Origin of the sequence: Hymenobacter baengnokdamensis (assembly GCF_008728635.1) — a bacterium.
Taxonomy (GTDB): domain Bacteria; phylum Bacteroidota; class Bacteroidia; order Cytophagales; family Hymenobacteraceae; genus Hymenobacter; species Hymenobacter baengnokdamensis.
The window spans coordinates 1,971,470-1,994,695 of record NZ_CP044285.1; the positions used below are offsets into that span (position 1 = coordinate 1,971,470).

Consider the following 23,226-nt stretch of genomic DNA (forward strand, 5'->3'; position numbering starts at 1 on the left):
TGGCTAGGGTGATTTTGCTAAGTACCTCGCCAGTGCTGGGGCAGGTTGCCGACAGTAAGCTGGCTCCCAGGGTGGCGGCTGCCATTCAGCGTAGCCCTGGCCACCAGGCGGTACGCCTGCGGGTGCGCGATGCGGCGGCCTTCTGGCAGTGGGCAAAGCAGTCGCAGCCTGAAATGCAGCTTGGTTGGGGCCCGATTGGCGAAACTACGCTAACAGTCAGGCATATAACGGTGAAGCAGTTGGCTGCTTTGGCCGCCTCGCCGTTGGTTGAGTTTATAGATGTGCCCGACCGCGTGGCCCACGACGAGCGCCTGCTCAATGGGGCCGACCTGACCGTGAACGGCCTGCGAGCCGTGCAGCGTCACTACCCGGCGCTGACCGGCCAGGGCCTGACGGTAAGCATCAAGGAAAACCCCTTGGATGCTACTGACCTCGACTTTCGGGGGCGCTTGTTGAATACACCGGCCGGCACGGTTATCGCCTCGGCGCACGCCAGCATTATGGCCACGCTTATTGCGGGCGGCGGCAACTCGGGGCCGGCGGGGGAGGGAGCCGCCCGGCAGGCGGCTATTGCGTCGTCGTCCTATTCCAACCTGCTGCCCGATGCCAACGATGAGCTTATCAAGCTGGGCGTGAGCGTGCAAAATCATTCCTACGGTACGGGTATCGAAAATTATTACGGCCTCGAAGCCCTGGGCTACGACCAGCAGACGCGCCAGCTGCCCACGCTGCTACACGTTTTTTCGTCGGGAAATTCAGGCACCGCCGCCAGTTCCGACGGCTTGTACAAGGGGTTGGTGGCCGTGGACAATCTTACCGGCCAGTTTAAGATGTCGAAAAATTCGCTGGCCGTTGGCGCTACCGATGCGCTGGGCCAGGTGGCGGCGCTCAGCTCGCGCGGGCCGGCCTACGATGGCCGCATCAAGCCCGAGCTGGTGGCGTATGGCGACGCGGGCTCGTCCGATGCGTCCGCGTTGGGGTCGGGGGCCGCCTTGCTCGTGCAGCAGGCGTACCGCGATAGCCAGGGTGGCACCTTGCCACCCGCCGCTTTGGTAAAGGCGGCGCTCATCAACAGTGCCGACGATGTGGGCCGGCCGCAAGTCGATTTTGTGTCGGGCTTTGGCCAGCTTGATGCCTTGGGGGCCGTGCGAACGGTGTTGGAAGGCCGCTACCGCTTTGGCACCGTGGCGCAAAGCCAGGAGCAGGTCATTAGCCTTCCTGTACCGCCAGGTACGGCGCAGCTGAAAGTGACGCTGGTCTGGACCGACCCTGAGGCAGCAGCCAACGCCACTAAGGCACTCGTCAACGACCTCGACCTGGCGGTGCAGGGGCCGGGCAGCACGCAGTGGCTGCCCTGGACGCTTAGCGCTTATCCCAGCCTCGACTCGCTGGCGATGCCCGCCCGCCGGGGCGCCGACCACCTCAACAATGTAGAGCAGGTAACTATCGAGCAGCCCACGGCGGGTACCTATCAGCTACGGGTGCGTGGCTACGCCGTGCCCAGCAGTCCGCAGGCGTTCAGCCTGGCCTACGAAGTGACAGCTCCCGGCCTGGAATGGGTGGTACCCAGCAGCTTGCTTGATGTGCGGCCGGACCAGCCCACGCTATTGCGCTGGGCCTGGGCCGGCCCGCCCGCTGCTGGTCGCCTCGACTACCGCCCAGTAGGGCAGGCCAGCTGGCGCACCCTGGCGGCGGGCGTCGACCTGAGCCAGCGCACCTACAGCTGGGTTGCGCCTGATACTGCCACACTGGCGCAGGTTCGCTGGGTGTTTGGCAGCCAGGTAGTTGTGTCTGATACTTTTGCGCTGGCCCGGCCGCTGCCGCTACACGTCGGCTACATCTGCCCCGCCGCTACGCTCCTGACGTGGCCCGCTACGCCGGGGGCTGCGCAGTACCAGGTGTATCGGCTGGGTGCGACGGCTCTGGAGCCCTTCAGGCTCATAGCCGATACCCTGTTGAGTATAGTGCCCAGCCAGAATGCGGGCCCTTATTTTGCAGTGGCCCCCGTGCTAGGTGGCAAACTAGCCGAGCGCGGAGCCACTGCCAACCTGTTCGAAGCAGGAATTAGCTGCTACATCCGCTCGTTTCTGGCACAGCAGCCCATTGCGGATACCGCGCGCTTATCGCTGGTGCTGGGTAGTCTTTATCACTTGCAGTCGGTGCAGCTCCAGCGCCTTGGGCCGGGCGGCTTTCAGCCAGTCCAGACGCTGCTGCCCGTGACGCGGCTCACTACCCTTTTTACCGACCTCGGCGCCTCCACGGGCCTCAATCAATACCGTATTCTGGGGCAGGATGCAAGCGGGCAGCAGTTTTACAGCGATACGGTAACGGTGCAGCTGGTGCGCCGCCACGAGCTGCTGGTGTTTCCGATACCAGCCCTGGTAGGGCAAGACCTGCAGGTGGCCGGCGAGCCCGGTGCGGAGCTGCAAATCAGCCTCTACGATGCCCTGGGCCGCCTGGTACGCACGGCCACCGTCAACGGGGCCCTCAACCTGGTGGCTACGGCCGGCCTGCGTCCGGGCGTGTATCTGCTACGGGCTGCTCCAGCCGGTAGCACCGCGCTCACCCGGCGGGTGATACTTGTTGAATAACAGTTAATTATGAGAGAATATATTATTATACTTGTCAAGAATTTTAAAATAAGGTCGTCATGACGACCTTATTTTAATTGAAGCTATTTAGGAAGTCGAATTGGGCAGTATTCTGGGCGGGCTGCCGGCTGTCCGCTCGTTAGATGAACAAATAGCGTGAACGACGAGCGGACAGCCGGCTAAAAACCAGCAGCCCGCCCCCTACACTGACTTGGAAATCACGCTGGTAAATAATAATATTATTGTTTAATATAAATATTATGCATTATTGAGTGAATGCTTATACCAGCTACTGGTAAAAGTAAAGCCCCGGCCTGCTGAGCAGGCCGGGGCTTTAGCAGCCTAAGCGGGGAAGCTTAGTACAAGTAGTTCAGCGCCGTTACGTCGTTGGTGTTGAATGGCCGGTTTACGCCGTTGCCTACGCAGGCCAGCATCCAGGAATTGGGGTCGGCGGCCGAGGGCGTGCCGGGAATAAGAATGGCTCCTACGCCGCTGGCTCCTTCATTCGAGGCGCTGCCCCCGCAACTGTACGCCCGGTTCATGTAGTCGGTGTGGCGGAAACCGATGCAGTGCCCCATCTCGTGCGCCATGATGGTGGCGATGTAGTTAGTATTCGTACTGTTAATCACGCTGGGTACCAGCGTGAAGCCCGGTGCAGGATTGCCGCCGCTTGGGAAGCCGCCCGACTGGCCCAGAACGCCCGGTCCCAGGTTCGAAGAGTACTTAACGGGCAGGTCGGCCGTGCCCGAGGTAATCCGGGTAAAGTGCAACTGCAGATTAGCTGCGTTGTAGCGACGGATGGCCTCGTCAACGGCCGTTACGTAGGCCGACGGGAACTGGGTCGACAAACTCACGGTGAGGGTACGGGGCAGGCCGGTAACCAGGTTGGTGGTGCGGTACTGCTCATCAGCGCCCACGCGTAGCATCTTATAGTCGGTCCCGCCAGCCAGCACCTGGGGCGTGAGCAGGATATCGCCTTCTACCACATAGCCACCTTCGACAGCCCGGAGGTCGCCGGTACCAAAGCCCAGGGCTTTTACCTGGGCAGTTACCTCAGGGGTAATTTGAGTGGGCTGGGTAGCCACATCCTGTGATTTCTGGCAGCCGGCGAGCGTGAGAGCAGCGCCCATGACCAGTAGTGCGGAAAATTTGAACATTGGTTTGGTTTGGAAAAGGGTGAAAAGAAAATGAAAATTGTGCCCAAATGTGAAAAGGATTTTTTATTCCGCAATTGGTAGCTAAACAAATGCCTAAATGTTACACGTTTGCGTAACATTGTTGCTAATATGCTATAAGAAGATTTTTTATAACATTGCGCATTCAGTTGAAATAAAAGAAATTTTTTGTATATAAAACAGTTAATAAATACCAATAATTAACGTCCCCGCCCAGCTTGCCCAGAGTAGCCGCCGTTTCACGTTCGGCCGGGAAGAGCTGGCCACTCTGGGCAACAACGAGTGCAAATTTCAGGTCCGGGTACAGCTTGGCTGGGGTGGGCTGCCGGTCGGCCGCCCAGTGCCCGGATTTGGAAGCGGCTCTGGGTACGAATTGCTCGAAACTGAGCGTAGGTGGGCGCCGACAGCCGCCGTATCTGGCCCTAAGCAGCCGTGTTGAACAGCGAGCGGTGGTTTCTTTCCAAACTTTTCGCCTTGCCGAATGGGTTATCTTTGCTAAGTTCCCCCTTTCGTGCGGCCTCCCTGGCGTGGCCGCCTCATCTATAGATAATTCAGCCTCATGGCTTGTGCTACTTGTTCATCCGGCGGCGGCTGCTCTACCAGTAAGGTGGGTGGCTGCGGCTCCAAAGGCGGCTGCTCTTCGGGCGGCTGTACCCGGCTTAATGTATTCGACTGGCTCGCCGACGTAGATATGCCCAGCGACTTTCGCGGGTTCGACTGCGTGGAAGTTCGCTTTAAGGGCGGGCGCAAAGAGTTTTTTCGCAACGATAAATTTCTGCCGCTGGTTACCGGCGATGCGGTGGTAGTAGAGGCCGCCGGCTCGGGCTGGCACCTGGGCCACGTCTCGCTCAAGGGCGAGCTGGTGCGCCTGCAAATGCGCAAGAAGAAAGTGCCGACCGACTCGCGCGACATTCGCCCCATTCTGCGCGTGGCTACCCCCGATGATGAGGAGCGCTGGCAGGCCGTGCGCGACCTCGAAAACGGTACCATGTTCCGGGCCCGCGCGGTTGTGGACGAGCTGCGCCTCAAGATGAAGCTCTCCGACGTTGAGTACCAGGCCGACCGTACGCGGGCGCTCTTCTATTATTCGGCCGAAGACCGGGTTGACTTTCGGGAGCTTATCCGGCGGCTGGCCGATGAGTTTCGGGTGCGGGTAGAGATGCGCCAGATATCGCTGCGCCAGGAAGCCGGCCGCATCGGCGGCATCGGGGTGTGCGGGCGCGAGCTATGCTGCTCTACCTGGCTTACCGACTTTAAAGCGGTGAGCACCACTGCCGCCCGCTACCAGAACCTGAGTCTCAACCCCCAAAAGCTGGCCGGCCAGTGCGGTCGCCTCAAGTGCTGCCTCAATTATGAGCTGGATGCCTACCTCGATGCGCTAAAAGATATTCCGCAGGTGCAGCGCCCGCTGCAAGTGGCTACGGGCGAGGCGTTTTTACAGAAAACCGACATCTTTCGCAAGCGCATGTGGTTTGCCTTTAAAGGCGACAACAACTGGGTGATGCTGAGCGCTGAGCGCGTGCGCGAAGTGCTGGAAATGAACAAGCGCGGCGAAAAGCCCGATACCCTGCTGGCTCCGCGCCAGGAAGAGGAGGTTGCTCCCGCCGTTTCGACTCTGATGGAAGGCGAGCTCGACCGCCTCGACGACCAGATAAAAGCTGGCAGCAAGCGTGGCAAGCGCAAGCGCAAAGACCGCAGCGAGCGCCCCACCAGCACTCCCGAAGCCAGCGCCGCTGCTACGGCGGCTGAGCCCCGGGAACCCCGCGAAAGCCGCGAGCCGCGCCGTCGCGAGCGTCCTGAAGGCAGCCGCTCGGCGCGCGCTGAAGGCAGCCCGCGGCCGCCACGACCCGAGAGCCCAACCCCCACGCCTCGGGTCGACGCAGCCCCCGGCGCCGCTCCGCTGCCGGCCGAGTCCCAGCCCGAGCCGCGGGGTCGGCGCGGGGCGGCGGCTAGGCCACTCAACCGCCGGGGCGGCCGCAATCGGGAAGGTGGCGAAGGCGCTGGCTCTCGCCTTGAGCAGGAGCCTCGCCCGCGCCGCAACGACCCCTCCGCGGGCCAGCAAAGCCCGCGCCCGCCCCGCGAAGGCAGCGACCAGCCCCGCCCCGAAGGCGGGCAGGGTGGCCGTAGCCGGGGCCGACGGGGTGGCAGCGGCCGGCGAGGCGAAGCAGGTAGTACTTCAGCTTCTTCTACTCCCCCAAGCGCCTCTTAAGCTTTTATGCAGCTCTCTCTTGCTTCTGCCACCAGCAGAGGCCGCCGCAATGGGTGGGCCCTGCTGGCATTGGCCGGCCTGGCCAGCCTTAGCGCCTGCGACCCCAACCGCGTGTATGAGGAAAACGTGGACCTGAAATCGCCCACCGGCGACGCGTATGTGTGGGACGTGCAGCAGCGCCCGGCCTTCACATTCACCATAGCCGATACCACAGCGCGCTACAATGTTTTTTTTAACGTGCGTAATGCCGCCGGCTATGGGTTTTATAACCTCTACCTCAAGCATACGCTCACCGGCCCCGATGGCCGGCCCGTCGGCCCCGCGCTATTGCACCAGCTTATCCTGATGAACCCCAAAACCGGCGAGCCGCTGGGCGCGGGCACCGGCGATATCTTCGACCACCAGTTTCTGGCCCTAAAGCAGCAGCACTTTGCCAGGCCGGGAGCCTACAAGCTAACCCTGGAGCAGTATATGCGCCAAAACCAGCTGCCGGGTATTATGGCCGTAGGCGTGCGCGTAGCGAAAATAAAATAGCGGGAATAGTGAGAGCACTGTTCGATAGAACAAGCAAAGCGACAGCACTTTCCTTACTCAAACGGCTTTCATTTCCTTCCACAGCACATTTAGCCCCTCGGCCCATACGGGGTGCGCGATGACCATCTCCTCCAGCTGCTGATAACGGAGGCGGCCCATCATGGCAATTTGCAGCATGGTCATTATTTCGCCGGCTTCGGGCCCTACGATGGCGGCCCCGAGCAGGCGGTCGTCGGGGCCTACCAGCACCTTCCAAAAGCCCGTGAGCTGGCCCGTTTGCTGGGCGCGGCTGATGTGGCGCACGGGCAGCTTGCCCAGTCGGTAGGCAATGCCTTGTTCCCTGGCCTGCTTCTCGCTCAGGCCAATGCGCCCGAGGGCGGGGTCGGTAAACACGCAGTAGGGCAGGGGGCGCTGCCGGGCCGAGCGGTGCGGGCCCTGGTGCAGCAGGTTGTTGCGCACCACCCGAAAATCGTCGTAGCTCAGGTGCGTAAACTGCGGCCCGCCGTGCACATCGCCCAGCGCAAAAATACCGCGCACATTGGTTTCGAGCCGGCTGTTTACCTGAATATACCCGTCCTTGTCGGTCTTGACGCCGGCCAGCTCCAGGCCGAGGTGGTCGGAGTTGGGCTGGCGGCCGGTAGCTACCAGCAGGTGGGTGCCATGCAGCCGGCGCTCGCCGTGCGCGGTGCTGATTGTCAGGGTGTACTGCCCGGCCGCGTTGCGCGAAACGTGCCGGGTATCGGCGTGCATACTAAACTCCACGCCTTCGTGGGTGAGCGCTTGCTGCAACGCCTCGCATACGTCGCCGTCTTCGTGCTCCAGCACCTGCCCACCGGTTTCGATAATGCTCACGCGGCTACCGAAGCGCCGAAACATTTGCCCGAATTCCAGGCCGATATAGCCCCCGCCCACTATAAGCAGGTGCTCGGGTAGCTCCTGCAAGTCGAGCAGCTCGGTGGTCGTCAGAAAGCCGGCTTCGGCCAGGCCCGCAATGTCGGGGACGGCGGCGCGGGTACCGGTATTGATAAAAATCTGCCGGGCGCTAATAGTACTGACTTTCTCCGGGGTTTCCTGCACCCGCACCCGGTGCGGCGCGGTGAAGGCAGCGTGCCCGTGCAGCACCCGAATGTTGTCGTGCGTCGGTGCCAGCGACTCGCGCAGGCTGTGGCGTGACGTGGCTAACAAGGCATTCTTGCGGGCGATAACGGCCGGCATATCCAGCCGGGCGCTGCCATCCAGCTGCACGCCCAGCCCGGCGGCCGTGCGCACATCGTGCATTCGCCTGGCCGAGGCTATCAGGGTTTTGGTTGGTACGCAGCCGTAGTTGAGGCAGGAGCCGCCCAGCTGTGCTTCTTCTACCAGCACTACGGTGCGGCCGGCTTCGGCCAGTGCGCGGGCCAGCGGATTGCCGGCCTGGCCCGAACCAATAATAAGCGCATCACATGAGTAATCGGACATAGGAAAAGGCGAGAGTATCGGTAGAGTATTACCGCCGCTGTTACGCAAAACGTGAGGAGGTGAACGGGCTGCCTGCAATGCTTCGCTCATAAATAGCATCTGGCTAATATTGCAGGGCCTCTCACTTACCAGCTAAGCTTCCGGAAACCTGATTATACTATTGCGTATGAGTTTCAATTTTACAGGAAATGACTGCCGCACCAGCTTACTCCTGGTAATAGCCGGGCCGCTGAATCACCTGCTGGTACGCAGTGCCATATAAATAGCTGACCCATTAGTCTGCGGCAATTGTTAGCTCATTCTTTCCAACACAACCTTAGAAAACACCTGTGAAGAATAGTCTTGCGGCTCTTCAGCAGGAGCCAGGCGGCCGGCACAACCTGCCGGAAGGTACGGCGTACAGGAATATGACGGTTCGGCGTGAGGCGTAGCCAGTCGGTACTTCAGCTTTCTGGTGCAGAAGCCGGCTTCCTCACCGCCTCATTTCATAGTTCACTAACCTAGACCAGCACTCCATGACGCAGGAAACCATACTGAATACCATAACCCGGCAAGACTGGCTGGGCACGGCCGGCGATGCTATTCAGCCCGCTGTGATACAGGCATTTGAAGCTGGTGGCGAAGCAGGGCAGAAAATCAAGAATTTTCTGCATGGTACCTGGCTCGGCCATCCACTGCACCCAATAATTACGGATGTGCCCATTGGGGCCTGGACGACGGCTGCCGTACTGGATGGCTTGTCGCTGTGCGGCCAGCGCAAGCTGGCGCCGGGTGCCGATGCGGCAATTATTATCGGCCTGGTTGGCGCAGTAGGGGCAGCCATAACCGGCCTGACCGACTGGACGGGCACCACCAAGAAAAAGCGCAAGCTTGGCTTGATGCACGGCCTGCTGAACATTGGGGCTACGGCGCTTTATACTACTTCCTATCTATTGCGGCGGCAGCAAAATTCGCGCGGCGCGGCCATTGGCTTGTCGCTGCTGGGCTATGGTGTGGTGTCGGCTTCGGCTTACCTCGGCGGGCACCTGGTCTATGGTGAGCAGGTAGGCGTAGACCACACGGCCACCTCAGTCGAATACCCGAGTGAGTTCGTCGGCGTGCTGCCCGATGCCGACTTGGCCGAAAATACCATGCGGCGCGTTGAAGCCGGCAGCGTGCCGGTGCTGCTGGCCCGCAAGAACGGGGAGATTTTTGCCATCGCGCACACCTGCTCGCACCTGGGCGGCCCGCTTTCCGAAGGCACGCTGCTGCCCGATTGCAGCGTGCGCTGCCCGTGGCACGGCTCGGTATTCTCCCTAAAAGATGGCTGCGTGCTGGCCGGCCCCGCCACCGAGCCGCAGCCCAGCTTCGAGGTGCGCGTGCAAAACGGGCAAATCGAAGTGCGCCTGGCCCGTGCGTAAAGCGCCTGAAGTACTTAGCGCTGGCTGGTGCATATAATTTACGGACTAAGTTCTGTAGTACAAAAAAGCTCCGATATAAGTCGGAGCTTTTTTGTGTACATAGTCTGCGGTAAAAAGCATTGCTCGCTATTACTTGCTTTCAAAAAACTTGCTGACCGGGCATTAGCCACCGCATAGTAGATATACTGTTGGTAACGATACCATGCGAAACGCACGGCGGGCGATAGATTTTCGATAAGAATCCCCGCTCGTTGGTAAAATCCGCGTTATGCTATTCAAATAGTACCTCCACTAAGGGCACTTCCTTACTAGTTGGGAAGGGCTGCCAAGTGGCAAGGTGGCCGCCCCGCATCCAGTAGTTAACCGGAAGAGCCGATGGTTTTGCCGCCAGTATTTTAGGGACACTCGATGCTGGCAGTATACGCAAGGGGGCGTTAGGAGCATTACGCTGGCCTATTGTATAGCAGTCCGCGCAAATGGAATGAGCAGTTGCCGGTGAGTCGGTAGTGTATTCATCGGGCGTGTTACCCAAGCCTTCGAGCACGATAAAAAAACCTTTATTAGGCACCGGCACCGACTTGCTTGCCCAAGTAAGTAGCAGCGGCTTTGTTGCTGCCTGTAGTACGGGCTCAGTTAAGACCAGTTGGGTAGGTGCTAGGTCATCATCAGCTGGCGCGCCAGTATCGGTTACGCTGGCTAGGCGTACCCGTATTTTACCCCTGGCAGTATCACGTCCAAAAGCCTGTAAGTAGACCCTAACCCCAGTAAGAACGCGCTGGCCATCTACAGGAGCATAAAAGTGTAAAGCATAGCTTGCTCCTGGGCTTGCCGCCCAAAAAAAGCCGCGCCTGAGTTTGCCCGATGGCTTTGCTAATTGGTTGCGTAAACTATCAACTGGTAACGAAGCGGATACTACCTGGGCCCGCAGAGGGACAGTAAAACTGCCTAGCCCTAGCGCTAGTAAGCTGACTTTAAGCATAAGTAGATAAAAAAGCCGCTGCTAAGGTAAGCAGCGGCTTCTTCAGCTTCTTAAAGGCAAATATTACTTGCTGCCCAGCACGCGCAGCATGGTATCGCCAATCTCGGCGGGCGAATCCACGACGTGGATGCCGCACTCGCGCATGATAGCCATTTTAGCGGCGGCCGTGTCATCTGCCCCGCCCACGATGGCACCGGCGTGGCCCATGCGGCGGCCGGGAGGAGCCGTCTGGCCGGCGATGAAGCCCACGACGGGCTTCTTGTTGCCGGTTTCCTTAATCCAGCGGGCGGCTTCGGCTTCCATGCCGCCGCCGATTTCGCCAATCATCACGATACCTTCGGTTTCGGGGTCATTCATCAGCAATTCCACGGCTTGCTTGGTGGTGGTACCGATGATGGGGTCGCCGCCGATGCCGATGGCCGTGGTCTGGCCCAGGCCGGCTTTGGTGAGCTGGTCAACCGCCTCGTAGGTCAGCGTGCCCGACTTCGAGACGATGCCCACGCGGCCTTTCTGGAAAATAAAGCCGGGCATGATGCCCACTTTGCACTCGCCGGCCGTGATAACGCCGGGGCAGTTGGGGCCCACCATCGTAATGCCGGGGCGGTCCTTGAGGTAGTGCTTCACGGCAATCATGTCCTTGGTCGGAATGCCCTCGGTGATGGTCACGATTACTTTAATACCGGCCTGGGCAGCCTCCAGAATGGCATCGGCCGCAAAAGCCGGGGGCACGAAAATGATGCTGGTATCGGCCTGGGTAGCGGCTACGGCATCGGCCACGGTGTTGAACACGGGCCGGCCGAGGTGCTCGGTGCCGCCCTTGCCGGGCGTTACGCCGCCGACTACCTGGGTGCCGTAATCCATCATTTGCTGGGCGTGGAACGAGCCTTCGGAGCCGGTGAAGCCCTGCACGATAACCTTGGAATCTTTGTTGACGAGAACGCTCATGGGCGGCTAACTTGTTGGGAGGAATTAATTGGGGCAAAAGTAGGGCCGGGGCGGGCATTACGCACACGGTCGGGCCCGGCCGCCCGGCTTCTTACCTTTGTGGGCTCATTGCCTCTTTATTTCCCCTCCCACCACCTAGCATGTATTTCAACCATATTATTGATACCCTCGGCAATACGCCGCTTGTGAAGCTTAACAAAGTCACGGAAGGGATAAAAGGTACTATACTGGCTAAGGTAGAGTATTTTAACCCCGGCAACTCGGTAAAAGACCGCATGGCGCTGCGCATGATTGAAGATGCCGAAAAGGCGGGCCTGCTGAAGCCCGGCGGCACCATTATCGAGGGCACGAGCGGCAACACCGGCATGGGCCTGGCGCTGGCCGCCATCGCCAAAGGCTACAAAACGGTGTTTGTGATGAGCGATAAGCAAAGCAAGGAAAAGCAGGATATCCTGCGGGCCGTGGGCGCCGAGGTGGTCGTCTGCCCCGTCGATGTAGCCCCCGACGACCCACGCAGCTATTACTCAGTGGCCCGGCGCCTGAATAAGGAAACGCCCAACTCGTTCTACCCCAACCAGTACGACAACCTTTCGAACACTGCGGCGCATTACGAGGCTACCGGCCCCGAAATATGGGCCGGTACCGAGGGTAAAATCACCCACTTTGCGGCCGGCGTGGGCACGGGCGGCACCATCTGCGGCACCAGCAAGTACCTGAAAGAGCAGAATCCCCGCATTTTTACGCTGGGCCTCGATACCTACGGCTCGGTATTCAAGAAATATAAAGAAACCGGAATATTTGACCAGAATGAGATATATCCCTATAAAACGGAGGGTATCGGCGAAGATATTCTGCCCAAAAACGTGGACTTCGACGTTATCGACCAATTTATTAAAGTATCGGATAAAGACGCGGCCCTAATGACGCGCCGCTTGGCCAAGGAAGAAGGCTTGTTTGTGGGCTGGAGCTGTGGCTCGGCTGTATTTGGGGCTTTAGCGTATGCCCGTGAGCATCTTACCGAAGCCGACACGATGGTGATTATCCTGCCCGACCACGGCACGCGCTACCTGGGTAAGATATATAACGACGAGTGGATGGCGGCGCAGGGCTGGCTCTAGCCCCGCGCTTGGCTTGCTAAAGCGAAGGGCCGGGGTATCTTCGTAGACTTAAATTTAAGATGCTGTATGACCGACGCACTCAATCATATTGTGCTGATAGAGGATAACGAGACGACGAGCTTTCTGAATAATAGATTGCTAAGTCGCTTGGGTGTGGCCCGGCAGGTCAGCTCCTTCACAAAGGCTGACGAAGCCTCGCATTTTTTGTGGGGCGATAAGCACCCCGAAATTACCCCCGACCTGGTTTTTGTCGACCTGAAAATGCCGGGCATGAGTGGCTTCGATTTTCTGGAGCGCTACAGCCAGCTGCCCGCCGAAACGCAGGAGCGCACGGTGGTAGCGGTGCTGACTACTTCGATGCACGCCGCCGACACCGCCCGCGTGGCCCAGTACCCCAACGTGGAGTACCTCACCAAACCCCTGACCGAAGAAAAAATGCAGCGCCTGCTCGCCAAGCGCTTTGCAAACAGCGTAAGCTAAGTATAGAAACTTCACTGCCCACAAAAAAAAGGCCGTTCTGCTTGGCAGAACGGCCTTTTTGGTGGAGGCTACCGGCTTGATTGGTATAGGGTAAAATATAGTAAATGCACTGTGTTTTACGACACAAACTCAAACCGCTCGCCGTCAAATAAGCCTTTATCACTGAGCTTAAGGCTGGGAATAACCAGCAGGGCCATAAACGAAAGGGTCATAAACGGGGCTTGCAGGCCTGAGCCAAGCTGCGTCTTAGCAAAATTATCGAGCGCTGAGTAGGCTGCCGCCACCTCCGGGCCGGGGCGGTCCGACATGAGGCCGGCTACGGGTAGCTGCACTACGTGCTCGTTACCAGCGGCATCGACCGCCGCCAGGCCTCCCCGCGCCGCCACTACCAGGTTGATGGCGCGCGCCAGGCGGGCGTCGTCGTAGCCTACGGCCGTAATGTTGTGCGAGTCGTGGCCAACACTGCTGGCCAGGGCGCCCTGCTTCAGCCCAAAGCCTTTGATGAAGGCCACGGCCGGCGCGGCCCCCGGCGTGTAGCGATTGAGGACCACCAGCTTGAGCACATCCTGGGCCGGGTCGGGCTGAAGCTGGCCGTCGACGACCGGCAGCTCCAGGTTGCGCCGCGCGGTAATAAGCTGCCCATCAAAGCATTCGATAACCGGGTAAGTTGCCTGCTCCTGGCTTGCCCGAGGTGCTGGTAAGGTCAGGGCAGCCGGGGCAATCGGGGCGGCGTGAAAATTGTTGACCACTGCAACTGGCGTGGCGGGCAGCAGGCATTGGCCGTTTTCGGCCACCAGCTCGCCATTCAGGAAGGTTTTTTGAACCGTAAAATCAGTCAGATTATCAACCAGAATAAAGTCGGCATGGTCGCCGATGCGCAGCTGGCCCACGGGCAGGCCATAATGCGCAACCGGATTGAGGCAGGCGGCTTGCAGCACATCGAACACCGAGTAACCGAGGGCCACGGCCCGCTGCACCAGCTGGTTGATATGGCCCAGCAACAGAGTATCGGGGTGCTTGTCGTCGGAGCAGAACATGATATTCTCGTAGTGCTGAGGCAGCAGTTCGATGAGGGCATCGAAGTTGCGGGCCGCCGAGCCTTCCCGAATCAGGATTTTCATGCCGGCTGCCAGCTTATCCTGGGCTTCGGCGGCCGTAAAGCACTCGTGGTCGGTGCTGATGCCGGCGCTGGCGTAGCACTCGGCATCGGCCCCTTGCAGGCCCGGCGCATGGCCATCGACAGGGCGGCCGTAGCGGTGCGCCAGCGCTATTTTTTCCAGCACCCCGGGGTCGCGCTGCAACACGCCGGGCCAGTTCATCATCTCGGCCAGGTAGCCGATGGCGGGGTTTTGGAAAAGCTGCTCAATATCGGCGGCCGAAATGGTAGCGCCGGCCGTTTCGAAGGGCGTGGCCGGCACGCAGCTGGGCGCGCCAAAGCAGAACTTAAACGGCCCGGCTGCCGCATTGTCGAGCATATACTGCACGCCGGCTACGCCGAGCACATTGCCGATTTCGTGGGGGTCTGATACCGTGGCTACGGTTCCGTGGGTGAGAGCCAGCCGGGCAAACTCGCTGGGTACCAGCAGCGAGCTCTCGACGTGTACATGCGCATCGACAAAGCCCGGCAGCGCGTAGGGCAGGGCAGGGTTGGGGTGCGTTGCTCCGGCCACGGGCTCCACCGCCGCCACCCGGCCCGCTACCACGCGCAGCGTTGCCGGGCCCACTGTGCGCGCCGCAATATCAACCAGATTAACAGAGAGCACCAAATCAGCCGGCATACGGTTCAGGGAAAAGAAGTTGGGCCCAGGCCGCGTAGCGAATTGGGTCAGAAAAAAGTATTTTTGTAAAAAAACGCGCCGTGAAGCTATCGACAAATGACCGTTTACTGGCTCGGCCAGCCCTGTTTCTGGCCCTGGCAGCCCTGCTGGCTACCAGCGGCTGCGCCGGCCACGGCTCCTTGCAGCAGAAAACCCGCTGGTACCGCCACCATAGCGGCGGCAAGTCGGTGCCCTGTCCTTGTGGACATTAGTTGCAACTATTGATTTTATCCGGTATGTTAGCCGCTGTTTTGCCTTACACAGCTATTTACCCGATGAAACATCTCTACAAGCTCAGTGCTCTGCTGTTAGTTGCTGGCCCGGTGGCTGCCCAGCAGACAGATGTGCCCCCAATGGCTCCGGTCGTAGTGATACATACGCCGCCCACCAGCTTTAAGACCGGAACCTACCAGCTAAAAAGAGGAAGCGACTGGAAGCGCGCCAAGCTGCTCTACGATGCCCGCAGCCTGAGCGTGAGCGATGCCGACCATAAGCCGCAATATGCCCTGGTTTATCCGGCCGATAGCGTACGAGCCTTCACGATTGGGCGCGATACTTTCTCAATAGTGCAGGAGGTGGATATTCCGCGGCCGGCCCAGCATTACCCGAGCCTTATTACCCGCAACCTGTACCACCAGGCTGGTTTCTATGTAACTGAATACGTGGCTGTGCTGCCGGCCCCGCAGCCGCCTGTGGTGTATACCCTGCTCACGCGCCCGGCCCAGCCCCAGGCTCTGGCCGTGCTGCCGCCCAGTAAGGTGCAGTTCCGGATGGCCCTGGCGAAGGTGCTGCACGATTACCCGGCGCTCTCCCAGCAGCTCGAGCTGGACCCCAATATCATACCCGAGCAGCTGCCCGAGCTGCTCACCGCCTATGGGCGCTGGAAGGCCACCAGCGGCACCAAATAGCCGCTTTGCACGGCTGCCCGTCGCGCTCAGCAGCCCAGCTTCTGCCTACCTTCGCCCGATGCCCGAAAACGCCCCTGAAGTAACCGCCCTGCAAGCTGCCGCCGAGCAGGTGCGCCAGCAATTGGGCCTGCCAGCCTTTGATGCCGCCGCCGTGCTGGAGCTCGACCACTTTATTGAGGTGCAGCGTACCGAGTTGGCACCCTCATCGCCCGACCGTGCGGGGGTAGTCACGGCACTGGGCTGTTTTTTTGGCCAGTGCCTCGTGCAGGCCTACCAGGCCGAGTGGGCCGCCGGCCCCGACGGCAGCACCGGCGTTGGGCTGGCTAATCGGCTTTTTTTTAATCCTTTTTATTTGGTTAATGAGCAGCTGGATAAGGGCCCGCAGGCTTCGGTAGCGGCCTTTTTCAGGTCGGTGCCGCAGCGGCTGGCGGGCGCCGCCGGGGCAAAAAAGCGCTGGATTTCGTAATCTTGCGGGGCCAATGGCCGTTTTCGCGTGTTTATGAAAAACCTCGTTATCGCCATTGATGGCTATTCTTCGTGCGGTAAAAGCACTACTGCGAAGGCAGTTGCTACCGAGTTGCACTATGCCTACCTCGATACCGGGGCCATGTACCGGGGCGTTACGCTCTTTTTACTGGAAAACGGCATTGCCTTCAACGATATGTCGCGGGTGGAACAGGCGTTGCGCGATGATATTCACATCAGCTTTAAGCGCAACCGCCGCACGGGCCGCAACGAGCTGTGCCTGAACGATAAAATAAGGGAGGATGACATTCGCCAGATGCGGATTTCCAACTCCGTGAGCGAGGTGTCGGTAATAGCGCAGGTGCGCCATGCCATGGTAGCCCAGCAGCAGCGCATGGGCCGTAAGCGCGGCGTGGTAATGGACGGCCGTGACATCGGCACCACCGTTTTTCCCGATGCGGAAGTCAAAATCTTTATGACGGCCGATGTGGAAGTGCGTGCCCACCGCCGCCAGGAAGAGCTGGCAGCCAAAGGCGAGCACGTAGCGCTGGCCGACATCATCGAAAACCTGCGCAAGCGCGACCACATCGACTCGACCCGCGCCGAAAGCCCCCTGCGCCGCGCCCACGATGCCGTGCTGCTCGATACCACCCACATTACCATTACCGAGCAGGTCGATTTTGTGTTGGATAAAGTATCATCGGCGCTTTTTGCCGCCTATGCCCACAAGGTGAATGGGTAGGTTACGGGCAATGGGTACTTTGCAACAACGAATCCCTGTTCTTACCGCTTAGTAGTCAGTGAATCAATATCTTCAGCCAAGCGTAGGCTGAACGCGTGCGCCGCGCCGCGCCAGAGGTGGTTACCGTCGGTGGTAAGGTAGGGCTGGCCCGCGTAGTTGAGATAAGGTACGCCCAGCGCCTGACTGGTTTGCTGCATCTGCTGGTCGAAATCGGGCTGGTAAGCGGCTTCCAGGGCAGTCATGGCCTGGCCGGTGGGCACCCGCACCAGCACTACGCGGCCGTGCCCTTTTAAAAAGGTGATAAGCTGATGCAGGCTGGCGAGCCGCGCCGCCGAAGGCTGGCTGGCCGCCGCCAGCTGGTGGTAAGTAGCAAGACGCTCGGTTTCGCGCTGCCGGGTGCGGGCCGGAGTGGTAAGGGGCGAGGGCAGGGCGATTTCCAGCCAGCCATCGGGGTGCAGGCGCTCCACGACCTTGGCCGTATCGTGAAGTAATAATCGATATAGTGAAAAATTAATATAATGGACGAGGTAGTCCAGATTAGGGTTCTGGCTGACGTTGCGGAGCTGGCCTATCATCAGCTTATCTTCGGGAAAGCCCGCCGGCGGCCGGGCCCTGGTAGGCCGCGCTACCGAGAGCGACCACGGGTCGACGGCTACTACAAACAGGCCATTGTGCGTGTTGGGGGCTAGTTTGCGCTGAATACTAGCCAGGTAGCTCGGGCCGTAGGGCGACTGGTAAAGGGTAAAGGCGTAGTTGAGCCACGGCCCTTCGAAGCGCTGACCCAGCCGGGCCTGCAGCACGGTGGGCAGCACAGCCTGCGCCGCCCGCGAAGTACCTATCACCAGCGAGGCGGCCGGCGGCGTGGTAAAGCGCGTGTAAAACGCATCGAGGTAGGGCCGCCGCAGCGCCGGCAGCAGCAGCAGGCCAGCTACCAGCCCGACGCTGCCCAGCAGCAGCAGCAGCTGAAAAAGGAGCTTGCGCATAGCCTCAGAATTGGAAATAGATAAACTGGGTGCTATTGAAAAAGCCCAGCAGCAGCGTAGCCAATAACAGCGCTGCGTAGCCAACCCACCGCACCGGCGCGGCCGGCCGGCGCCAGCGGGCGGCCCAGGCCGGGTATTCGTTGCGCAGGTCTACGGCCAGCAGCAGGGCTACGGCGCCCAGCGTCACGGCCGCCTCAGGCGGGTAGTTTAGTAAAAAGTGACCAGTGGTGAGCACGGCCTCGTGGAGCGTAAGCTGCCCCCAGCCCCGGAACAGGTGCGTGCTGATGTAAAGCGCGTCGGGAAGAGTATTGGCCCGGAAAAAAATCCAGGCGTAGGCTACCAGCGCCAGGGTGGAAGCCACGCCCAGGCCGTGCAACAGCCGCGGGCGAGCCGCCAGGCCCAGCGTACGGGCCAGGGCCGCGCGGGCGGGCTTGGTATAGCCTTCGGCCACCAGGTACAGGCCGTGGAGGGCTCCCCATGCCACAAACGTCCAGCTGGCTCCGTGCCAGAGGCCGCTCAGCAGAAAAACCGTGAATAAGTTGGCGTACGTACGGGCCTGACCCCGGCGATTTCCACCCAGCTGAATATATACGTAGTCGCGAAACCAGTTGGAAAGCGACATGTGCCAGCGCCGCCAGAAATCGCCCACCGAGGCCGCAAAATAGGGCTGCCGGAAATTGAGCACCAGCTGGTAGCCCAGCACCCGTGCTGCGCCGCGCGCCAGGTCGGTGTAGCCCGAAAAATCGGTGTAAATCTGGATGGTGAAGCCCGCCACGGCCAGCACCAGCGGCAGCCCCTGGTACTGCCGCGGGTGGTCGAAGATGGGCGTCACCATCTGGGCCAGGCGGTCGGCGATAACTACTTTTTTAAACATGCCCCAGGCCATGAGGCGCAGTCCGCTGGCCACTCGGCCGTAGTCGAAAGCATGGGCCTGGCGAAACTGCGGCAGCATCTGCCCGCCCCGCTCAATGGGGCCGGCCACCAGCTGCGGAAAGAAAGCCACGAATAGCGCAAAGCGCCCCAGGTTTTGCTCGGCTTCCAGCCGCCCCTGGTAAACATCTACTATATAGCCTACCGACTGAAACGTGTAGAACGACACGCCTACCGGCAGGGCCAGGGCCAGCGTGGGCGCCACCAGCGGCAGGTGCGCGGCGGCGGCCAGCTCCACGGCAGCATCGCGAAAAAAATTAAAGTACTTGAAAACGAATAGGGTACCCAGGTTACTGGCCAGGCTGAGGTAGAGCCACGGCCGGCGCTGCGGCCTGGTTGCCAGCCGGCTCATGCGCACCCCGCTAAAGTAGTCGAGCAGCGTAGTAGCGGCCAGCAGCGCGCCATAAATGGGGCGCCAGCTTAGGTAGAAGTAGTAGCTGGCTACCAGCAGCAGCGGCCCCCGCCAACGGGCCGGCAGGCCAAAGTACAGCCCGACGACCAGCGGAAAAAAGACAAGAAAATGAAGCGAGTTGAATAGCATCGGCCAGAAGTGGGGCCGCAAAGTTCGTCGGAAAGGGCTATGTCCGGGCAGCCTGCCTACCCGGCAGGCAGTAGCGTCGGCTGTCGTGCCCTCGCCAGCAGGGTTATGCACAACCAGCGGCGGCCGGCGTACCTTTGCCCCAGCGAACCCAAGGGCTTATCGGGGGGTTTGGTAGCTATCATGCAGGTAACCATCGATAAAAACTCAGGGTATTGCTTTGGGGTTGAGTTCGCCATTCAGATGGCGGAAGATGAGCTGAGCCACGGCGAAGGTCATACGCTGTACTGCCTCGGCGATATTGTGCACAACCGCATGGAGGTAGAGCGCCTGCACCAGCAGGGCCTGCGCGTGATTGACCGTGAGCAGCTCGGGACCCTGCACGACTGCAAGGTGCTTATCCGGGCGCACGGCGAGCCGCCCGAAACCTACCAGCTGGCCCTGCAAAATAACCTGGAGCTGATTGACGCCAGCTGCCCGGTAGTGCTGAAGCTCCAAAACCGGGTGAAGCACGCTTTCGATGCCACCACCCGCGAAAATGGCCAGGTAGTTATTTATGGCCAGCCGGGCCACGCCGAGGTTATCGGCCTCACCGGCCAAACGCGTAACCAGGCCCTTATTGTGATGACGGAGGCCGACCTCGACCAGATTGATTTCAGGCGGCCCGTTACGCTCTTCAGCCAGACTACCAAAAGCACGGCGGGCTTCTATAAGATGAAGGCGCTGATAGAGGCGCGCATTGCCGCGGCCGGGGGCGCGCTGGAAAGCTTCGACGCCAACGACAGCATTTGCCGCCAGGTAAGCAATCGGGAGCCGCAGCTGGCCCGGTTTGCTCAGGAGCAAGACGTTATTCTATTTGTAAGCGGCCGCAAAAGCTCGAACGGTAAGGCGTTGTTCTCGGTAGTAAACGCGGTAAATCCGCACAGTTATTTTATTGAGAACGAGGGCGATGTTCAGGATGAGTGGTTTGCCGGAATGTCGTCGGTGGGCATTTGCGGGGCTACCAGCACACCCTTGTGGCTCATGCGCCAGGTAGCTGCCCGGGTTGAGGGCCGGGCGGTGGCTGCGTAAGCAATATATTTAAAAATATATGTGTTGAGTAGCGCCTTATGAAGAAACACCTACTCTTGTTGGGATTTATAGGGTCGTTCGCTACCAGAGTTCCGGTTGCCGCGCAGCAGCTGCCGGTTGCCGCCGATACTACGCGCGCAGCCACTGATGAAGGCGAGGCGGCTACCCAAAGCTTCGGTTTCGGCAAGGCCGAAATTCTGGGTGCCGACGGCAAGACGCATACGGCCTACGTGCCCCTGAGCCCCGTCGGCTTTGCCGGGCTGCTGCCCTTTTATCGCCACCCCGAAGAAATTGGCCGGTTTGGCAGCGAGCCGCTCAATATTAGTGTTGATAAGGTGCAGACTATCAAGGTGAATGAGCTGTATCTGGAGCACATGGTAGTAAAAGGTAAGCGGCTGCATGTGCTGGCTACCCGCGTAGCCGAAGGCCCGCTGGAGCTATTCAACTACACCCAAACCAAACAGGTGCCTCTCGCTGGGACTACCCCGCTGGGCGGCGTAAGCGTGGGCTACCTCGTGTATCCTAAGCGGCACTGGTATCTGCGGCGGCAGGGTGAGCTGGTAGAAATAGCGCGCCACGACCTTGTGGCTCAGCTTACTCCGTTTTTTCAGAGCGACCCGGCTGCCGTCGCCGTTCTCACCGACCCCCGGTTTCATTACCGCGACTTGCTGGGCCTGGTAATGCTCTATAATGCGCACCAGACCGGCACTGCTGGCCCCCGTGCTGACAAGTAAGAATTGGGATTATCCTATATTTTCCAGCTCACTCTCATACAGCTGCCTGGTCTGCTCGTCAAACGCGACCAGCACAACCTCCTTTGGCCATTCGTGCGCCGCGAGCCACTGTTGTACCTCGCGCAGGGCAATAGCGGCCGCCGCCACTTTGGGATAGCCATAAATGCCCATGCTGATACCCGGAAAGCCCACCGAGTCGAGCTTATGCTCGGCGGCAATGCGCAGGCTGTTGCGGTAGCAGTTGGCTAACAATTCGGGCTCGCCCTTGTGGCCGCTATTCCACACGGGCCCAACGGTGTGAATGACGTACCGGGCCGGCAGCCGTCCGCCGGTGGTGATAACGGCCTCGCCGGTTTTGCAGCCGCCTTGCCGGGCCCGAATTTTCCGGCATTCTTCCAGAATCTCGGGTCCACCGGCCCGGTGAATAGCTCCATCGACCCCACCTCCGCCCAGCAGCGACGAGTTGGCGGCATTGACAATGGCCGTGGTAGCCAGCTTGGTAATATCAGCCTGCTCGGTGCGCAGGCGCGTGTTCAGGGGAAAGAGGCGCAGCATTCATTGATGACAGAACAGATATAGAAAGTAAAGCTGCTGGTAGCCGTTCGCCAGCCGTATCGAGCCGTTTAGCGGCTCTACTAACTGCTCGGCGGGTAGCGCCTTGCAGTAGGGTTACGCAAAAAACTATTTTTGGCTATCTTTTTTCTGCTACCCTACCCCAACGTACTATGCAGCTTGCCCCGCCCTCCGATTCTTTCCCTAATCAACGTTTGTGGCAGCTGGCGCAGGCCCGCATCAGCTTTCAGTGCCACCTGCTCACCTACTTGTTTATGAACGCCGGGCTGTGGGTGATGTGGGCCGCGCTGCCATCGCCGCCTGGCACGGCGGGCTTATTGCCCTGGCCGGTTTGGCCGACCGTGTTCTGGGGAATTGGCCTCGTGCAGCAAGGAATCAGGACGTATGCCTGGCCGTACTTTCGGGGCCAGACGCAGCGCGAGTACGAGCGCCTGCTGGCGCAGGAGCAGACCAGGCAGCGTGGGGTTTAGCCCGCTGCGTCACTTCGGAAGACGTTTGAGCGGCTTGGGTGCGATTGCTTGCCGCTTGGGTAATGGCAACTTGCGGGAGGGCAGGGTAAAAATGTAGTTTTGACTATCATTATCAAACATTTAAACGCTTTCAGCTATGCAGCCCAACCGCCCCGCCGCCCACAACCCGGCCCCCACCACGTTGCGCGAGCAGCGCCTGTGGCAGATTGCCCGCGCCCGCACCAAGTTTCAGAGCCACCTGTTTACCTACCTCGTCATTAATGCTGGCCTGTGGCTGCTGTGGGCACTGGTGCCCGAGGCCCACGAGCGCCACGAGTTGCCCTGGCCCGTATGGACGAGCCTTTTCTGGGGCATTGGCCTGGCTTTGCAGGGAGTAGCTGTTTATAGCCGTCTCAACTGCGGCGAGCGTACCCAGCGCGAGTACGAGCGCCTGCTGGCCAGGGAGAATTAAAAAGCTGCAAGGAGAAACGGGGAATTAACGCGAACTTGCCCGGCAGAAGCAAGGCAGCTGCTCCCTGCTTCTTTTCCTTTTGCTCCAATCATGAAGAAGCGCCCCCCCAAACGCCTGCTCGGTCGCCGCGAGCTGATTGACCTGCCGGCCCTGGCTTTACGCGGCGTGGTGGCCAAAGTCGATACCGGGGCTTATACCAGCGCCATTCATTGCGCCGACCTGCACCTCGAAGCCGACGCCGAAACCGGCCAGCCCGTGCTGCATGTGCGCCTGCTCGACCCCGAGCACCCGCTCACCGATGGCCGGCCGCTGGCGTTTCGGGAGTTTACGCAGCGCAGCATCCGCTCCTCTAACGGTGAAGTGCAGACGCGCTATGTCATCCGGACGGTGGTGCAGCTCTACGGGCAGCGCTTCGATACCGAGTTTTCATTGGCCGACCGCTCCGACCTCAAGCACCCGGTGCTGCTGGGGCGCTCGCTGCTCCGGCAGGGTCGGTTTGTGGTCGATGTTGCCCGCCGCGATATGTCGTATAAGGCTGAGCACCCGGCTGCTGAGCCATTGCCCGGAGCTGTGCCAACCACCGATGAAGCGGTTCAGACGTAGTTTGGTAGCGAAATCCAGCCAAAAACGGCCCTTGCGTGGCGCATAGCACTTG

The 23,226-nt window shown here is 60.1% G+C and carries 21 protein-coding genes and 1 pseudogene; 15 read left to right on the top strand and 7 right to left on the bottom strand.

Annotated elements, in window-relative coordinates:
* Positions 1-8 precede the first annotated feature (8 nt).
* Complete coding sequence (locus tag F6X24_RS08400; protein WP_191906515.1) at positions 9-2,591, top strand: S8 family serine peptidase; 2,583 nt, start codon at positions 9-11, stop codon at positions 2,589-2,591.
* A 356-nt stretch (positions 2,592-2,947) separates the two neighbouring features.
* Here the strand turns inward: F6X24_RS08400 and F6X24_RS08405 are convergent, their stop codons facing one another.
* On the bottom strand, positions 2,948-3,748 hold the full coding sequence (locus F6X24_RS08405) for a M57 family metalloprotease (RefSeq protein WP_151087578.1): 801 nt from the start codon (positions 3,746-3,748) through the stop codon (positions 2,948-2,950).
* A gap of 577 nt (positions 3,749-4,325) precedes the next feature.
* Between F6X24_RS08405 and F6X24_RS08410 the strand changes: the two genes are divergently transcribed.
* The gene (locus F6X24_RS08410; protein WP_191906516.1) at positions 4,326-5,975 is read left to right on the top strand and encodes a PSP1 domain-containing protein; all 1,650 of its coding nucleotides are present in this window, start codon (positions 4,326-4,328) and stop codon (positions 5,973-5,975) included.
* Positions 5,976-5,981: 6 nt separating this feature from the next.
* Positions 5,982-6,509 (top strand): gliding motility lipoprotein GldH, encoded by a 528-nt coding sequence (locus F6X24_RS08415; RefSeq protein WP_151087579.1) that lies wholly within the window; start codon positions 5,982-5,984, stop codon positions 6,507-6,509.
* A 57-nt stretch (positions 6,510-6,566) separates the two neighbouring features.
* Here the strand turns inward: F6X24_RS08415 and F6X24_RS08420 are convergent, their stop codons facing one another.
* A complete protein-coding gene (locus F6X24_RS08420) occupies positions 6,567-7,967 on the bottom strand; it encodes a mercuric reductase (protein ID WP_151087580.1) in 1,401 nt (466 codons plus the stop codon).
* Positions 7,968-8,482: 515 nt separating this feature from the next.
* Here F6X24_RS08420 and F6X24_RS08425 point away from each other — a divergent pair.
* Positions 8,483-9,367, top strand: a complete 885-nt coding sequence (locus tag F6X24_RS08425) for a DUF2231 domain-containing protein (RefSeq protein WP_151087581.1) — start codon at positions 8,483-8,485, stop codon at positions 9,365-9,367.
* A gap of 1,042 nt (positions 9,368-10,409) precedes the next feature.
* Here F6X24_RS08425 and sucD read toward each other — a convergent pair.
* Positions 10,410-11,291 (bottom strand): succinate--CoA ligase subunit alpha, encoded by an 882-nt coding sequence (gene sucD / locus F6X24_RS08430; RefSeq protein WP_151087582.1) that lies wholly within the window; start codon positions 11,289-11,291, stop codon positions 10,410-10,412.
* A 140-nt stretch (positions 11,292-11,431) separates the two neighbouring features.
* Here sucD and F6X24_RS08435 point away from each other — a divergent pair.
* Positions 11,432-12,406: pseudogene (locus tag F6X24_RS08435) on the top strand (PLP-dependent cysteine synthase family protein); the annotation flags it as partial.
* Positions 12,407-12,475: 69 nt separating this feature from the next.
* Entirely contained in the window at positions 12,476-12,889 is a 414-nt protein-coding gene (locus F6X24_RS08440) for a response regulator (protein ID WP_151087584.1), read from the top strand.
* 116 nt (positions 12,890-13,005) lie between these two features.
* On the opposite strand, the gene ade is transcribed toward F6X24_RS08440, so the two are convergent.
* The gene (gene ade, locus F6X24_RS08445; protein WP_151087585.1) at positions 13,006-14,667 is read right to left on the bottom strand and encodes an adenine deaminase; all 1,662 of its coding nucleotides are present in this window, start codon (positions 14,665-14,667) and stop codon (positions 13,006-13,008) included.
* An 80-nt stretch (positions 14,668-14,747) separates the two neighbouring features.
* On the opposite strand from ade, the gene F6X24_RS18945 reads away from it, so the two are divergent.
* The 4 genes from F6X24_RS18945 (at position 14,748) to cmk (ending at position 16,821) form a co-directional block, all read left to right on the top strand.
* Positions 14,748-14,918, top strand: a complete 171-nt coding sequence (locus tag F6X24_RS18945; RefSeq protein WP_191906517.1) for a hypothetical protein — start codon at positions 14,748-14,750, stop codon at positions 14,916-14,918.
* A gap of 63 nt (positions 14,919-14,981) precedes the next feature.
* A complete protein-coding gene (locus tag F6X24_RS08450) occupies positions 14,982-15,614 on the top strand; it encodes a hypothetical protein (RefSeq protein WP_151087586.1) in 633 nt (210 codons plus the stop codon).
* A 58-nt stretch (positions 15,615-15,672) separates the two neighbouring features.
* The gene (locus F6X24_RS08455; RefSeq protein ID WP_151087587.1) at positions 15,673-16,080 is read left to right on the top strand and encodes a hypothetical protein; all 408 of its coding nucleotides are present in this window, start codon (positions 15,673-15,675) and stop codon (positions 16,078-16,080) included.
* Positions 16,081-16,113: 33 nt separating this feature from the next.
* Positions 16,114-16,821, top strand: coding sequence for a (d)CMP kinase (gene cmk / locus F6X24_RS08460; protein WP_151087588.1), 708 nt, complete (start codon positions 16,114-16,116; stop codon positions 16,819-16,821).
* A gap of 41 nt (positions 16,822-16,862) precedes the next feature.
* Here cmk and F6X24_RS08465 read toward each other — a convergent pair whose 3' ends face one another.
* Together F6X24_RS08465 and F6X24_RS08470 are read right to left on the bottom strand one after the other, a co-directional pair.
* Complete coding sequence (locus F6X24_RS08465; RefSeq protein ID WP_151087589.1) at positions 16,863-17,804, bottom strand: hypothetical protein; 942 nt, start codon at positions 17,802-17,804, stop codon at positions 16,863-16,865.
* A gap of 4 nt (positions 17,805-17,808) precedes the next feature.
* On the bottom strand, positions 17,809-19,275 hold the full coding sequence (locus F6X24_RS08470; protein WP_151087590.1) for an MBOAT family O-acyltransferase: 1,467 nt from the start codon (positions 19,273-19,275) through the stop codon (positions 17,809-17,811).
* A gap of 180 nt (positions 19,276-19,455) precedes the next feature.
* On the opposite strand from F6X24_RS08470, the gene F6X24_RS08475 reads away from it, so the two are divergent.
* Positions 19,456-20,343 (top strand): 4-hydroxy-3-methylbut-2-enyl diphosphate reductase, encoded by an 888-nt coding sequence (locus F6X24_RS08475; RefSeq protein ID WP_151087591.1) that lies wholly within the window; start codon positions 19,456-19,458, stop codon positions 20,341-20,343.
* A gap of 38 nt (positions 20,344-20,381) precedes the next feature.
* Positions 20,382-21,077, top strand: coding sequence for a hypothetical protein (locus F6X24_RS08480; protein WP_151087592.1), 696 nt, complete (start codon positions 20,382-20,384; stop codon positions 21,075-21,077).
* A gap of 9 nt (positions 21,078-21,086) precedes the next feature.
* Here F6X24_RS08480 and F6X24_RS08485 read toward each other — a convergent pair whose 3' ends face one another.
* Positions 21,087-21,632 carry an O-acetyl-ADP-ribose deacetylase gene (locus F6X24_RS08485; RefSeq protein WP_151087593.1) on the bottom strand — a complete coding sequence of 182 codons (546 nt, stop codon included), beginning with the start codon at positions 21,630-21,632 and terminating at the stop codon, positions 21,087-21,089.
* A gap of 170 nt (positions 21,633-21,802) precedes the next feature.
* Here F6X24_RS08485 and F6X24_RS08490 point away from each other — a divergent pair, with 170 nt between their 5' ends.
* From F6X24_RS08490 to F6X24_RS08500, 3 genes are all read left to right on the top strand, one after another.
* Positions 21,803-22,120, top strand: coding sequence for a 2TM domain-containing protein (locus tag F6X24_RS08490; protein WP_151087594.1), 318 nt, complete (start codon positions 21,803-21,805; stop codon positions 22,118-22,120).
* A gap of 136 nt (positions 22,121-22,256) precedes the next feature.
* Entirely contained in the window at positions 22,257-22,571 is a 315-nt protein-coding gene (locus F6X24_RS08495) for a 2TM domain-containing protein (RefSeq protein WP_151087595.1), read from the top strand.
* A 90-nt stretch (positions 22,572-22,661) separates the two neighbouring features.
* On the top strand, positions 22,662-23,174 hold the full coding sequence (locus F6X24_RS08500; RefSeq protein WP_229725432.1) for an ATP-dependent zinc protease family protein: 513 nt from the start codon (positions 22,662-22,664) through the stop codon (positions 23,172-23,174).
* The last annotated feature ends 52 nt before the right edge of the window (positions 23,175-23,226 follow it).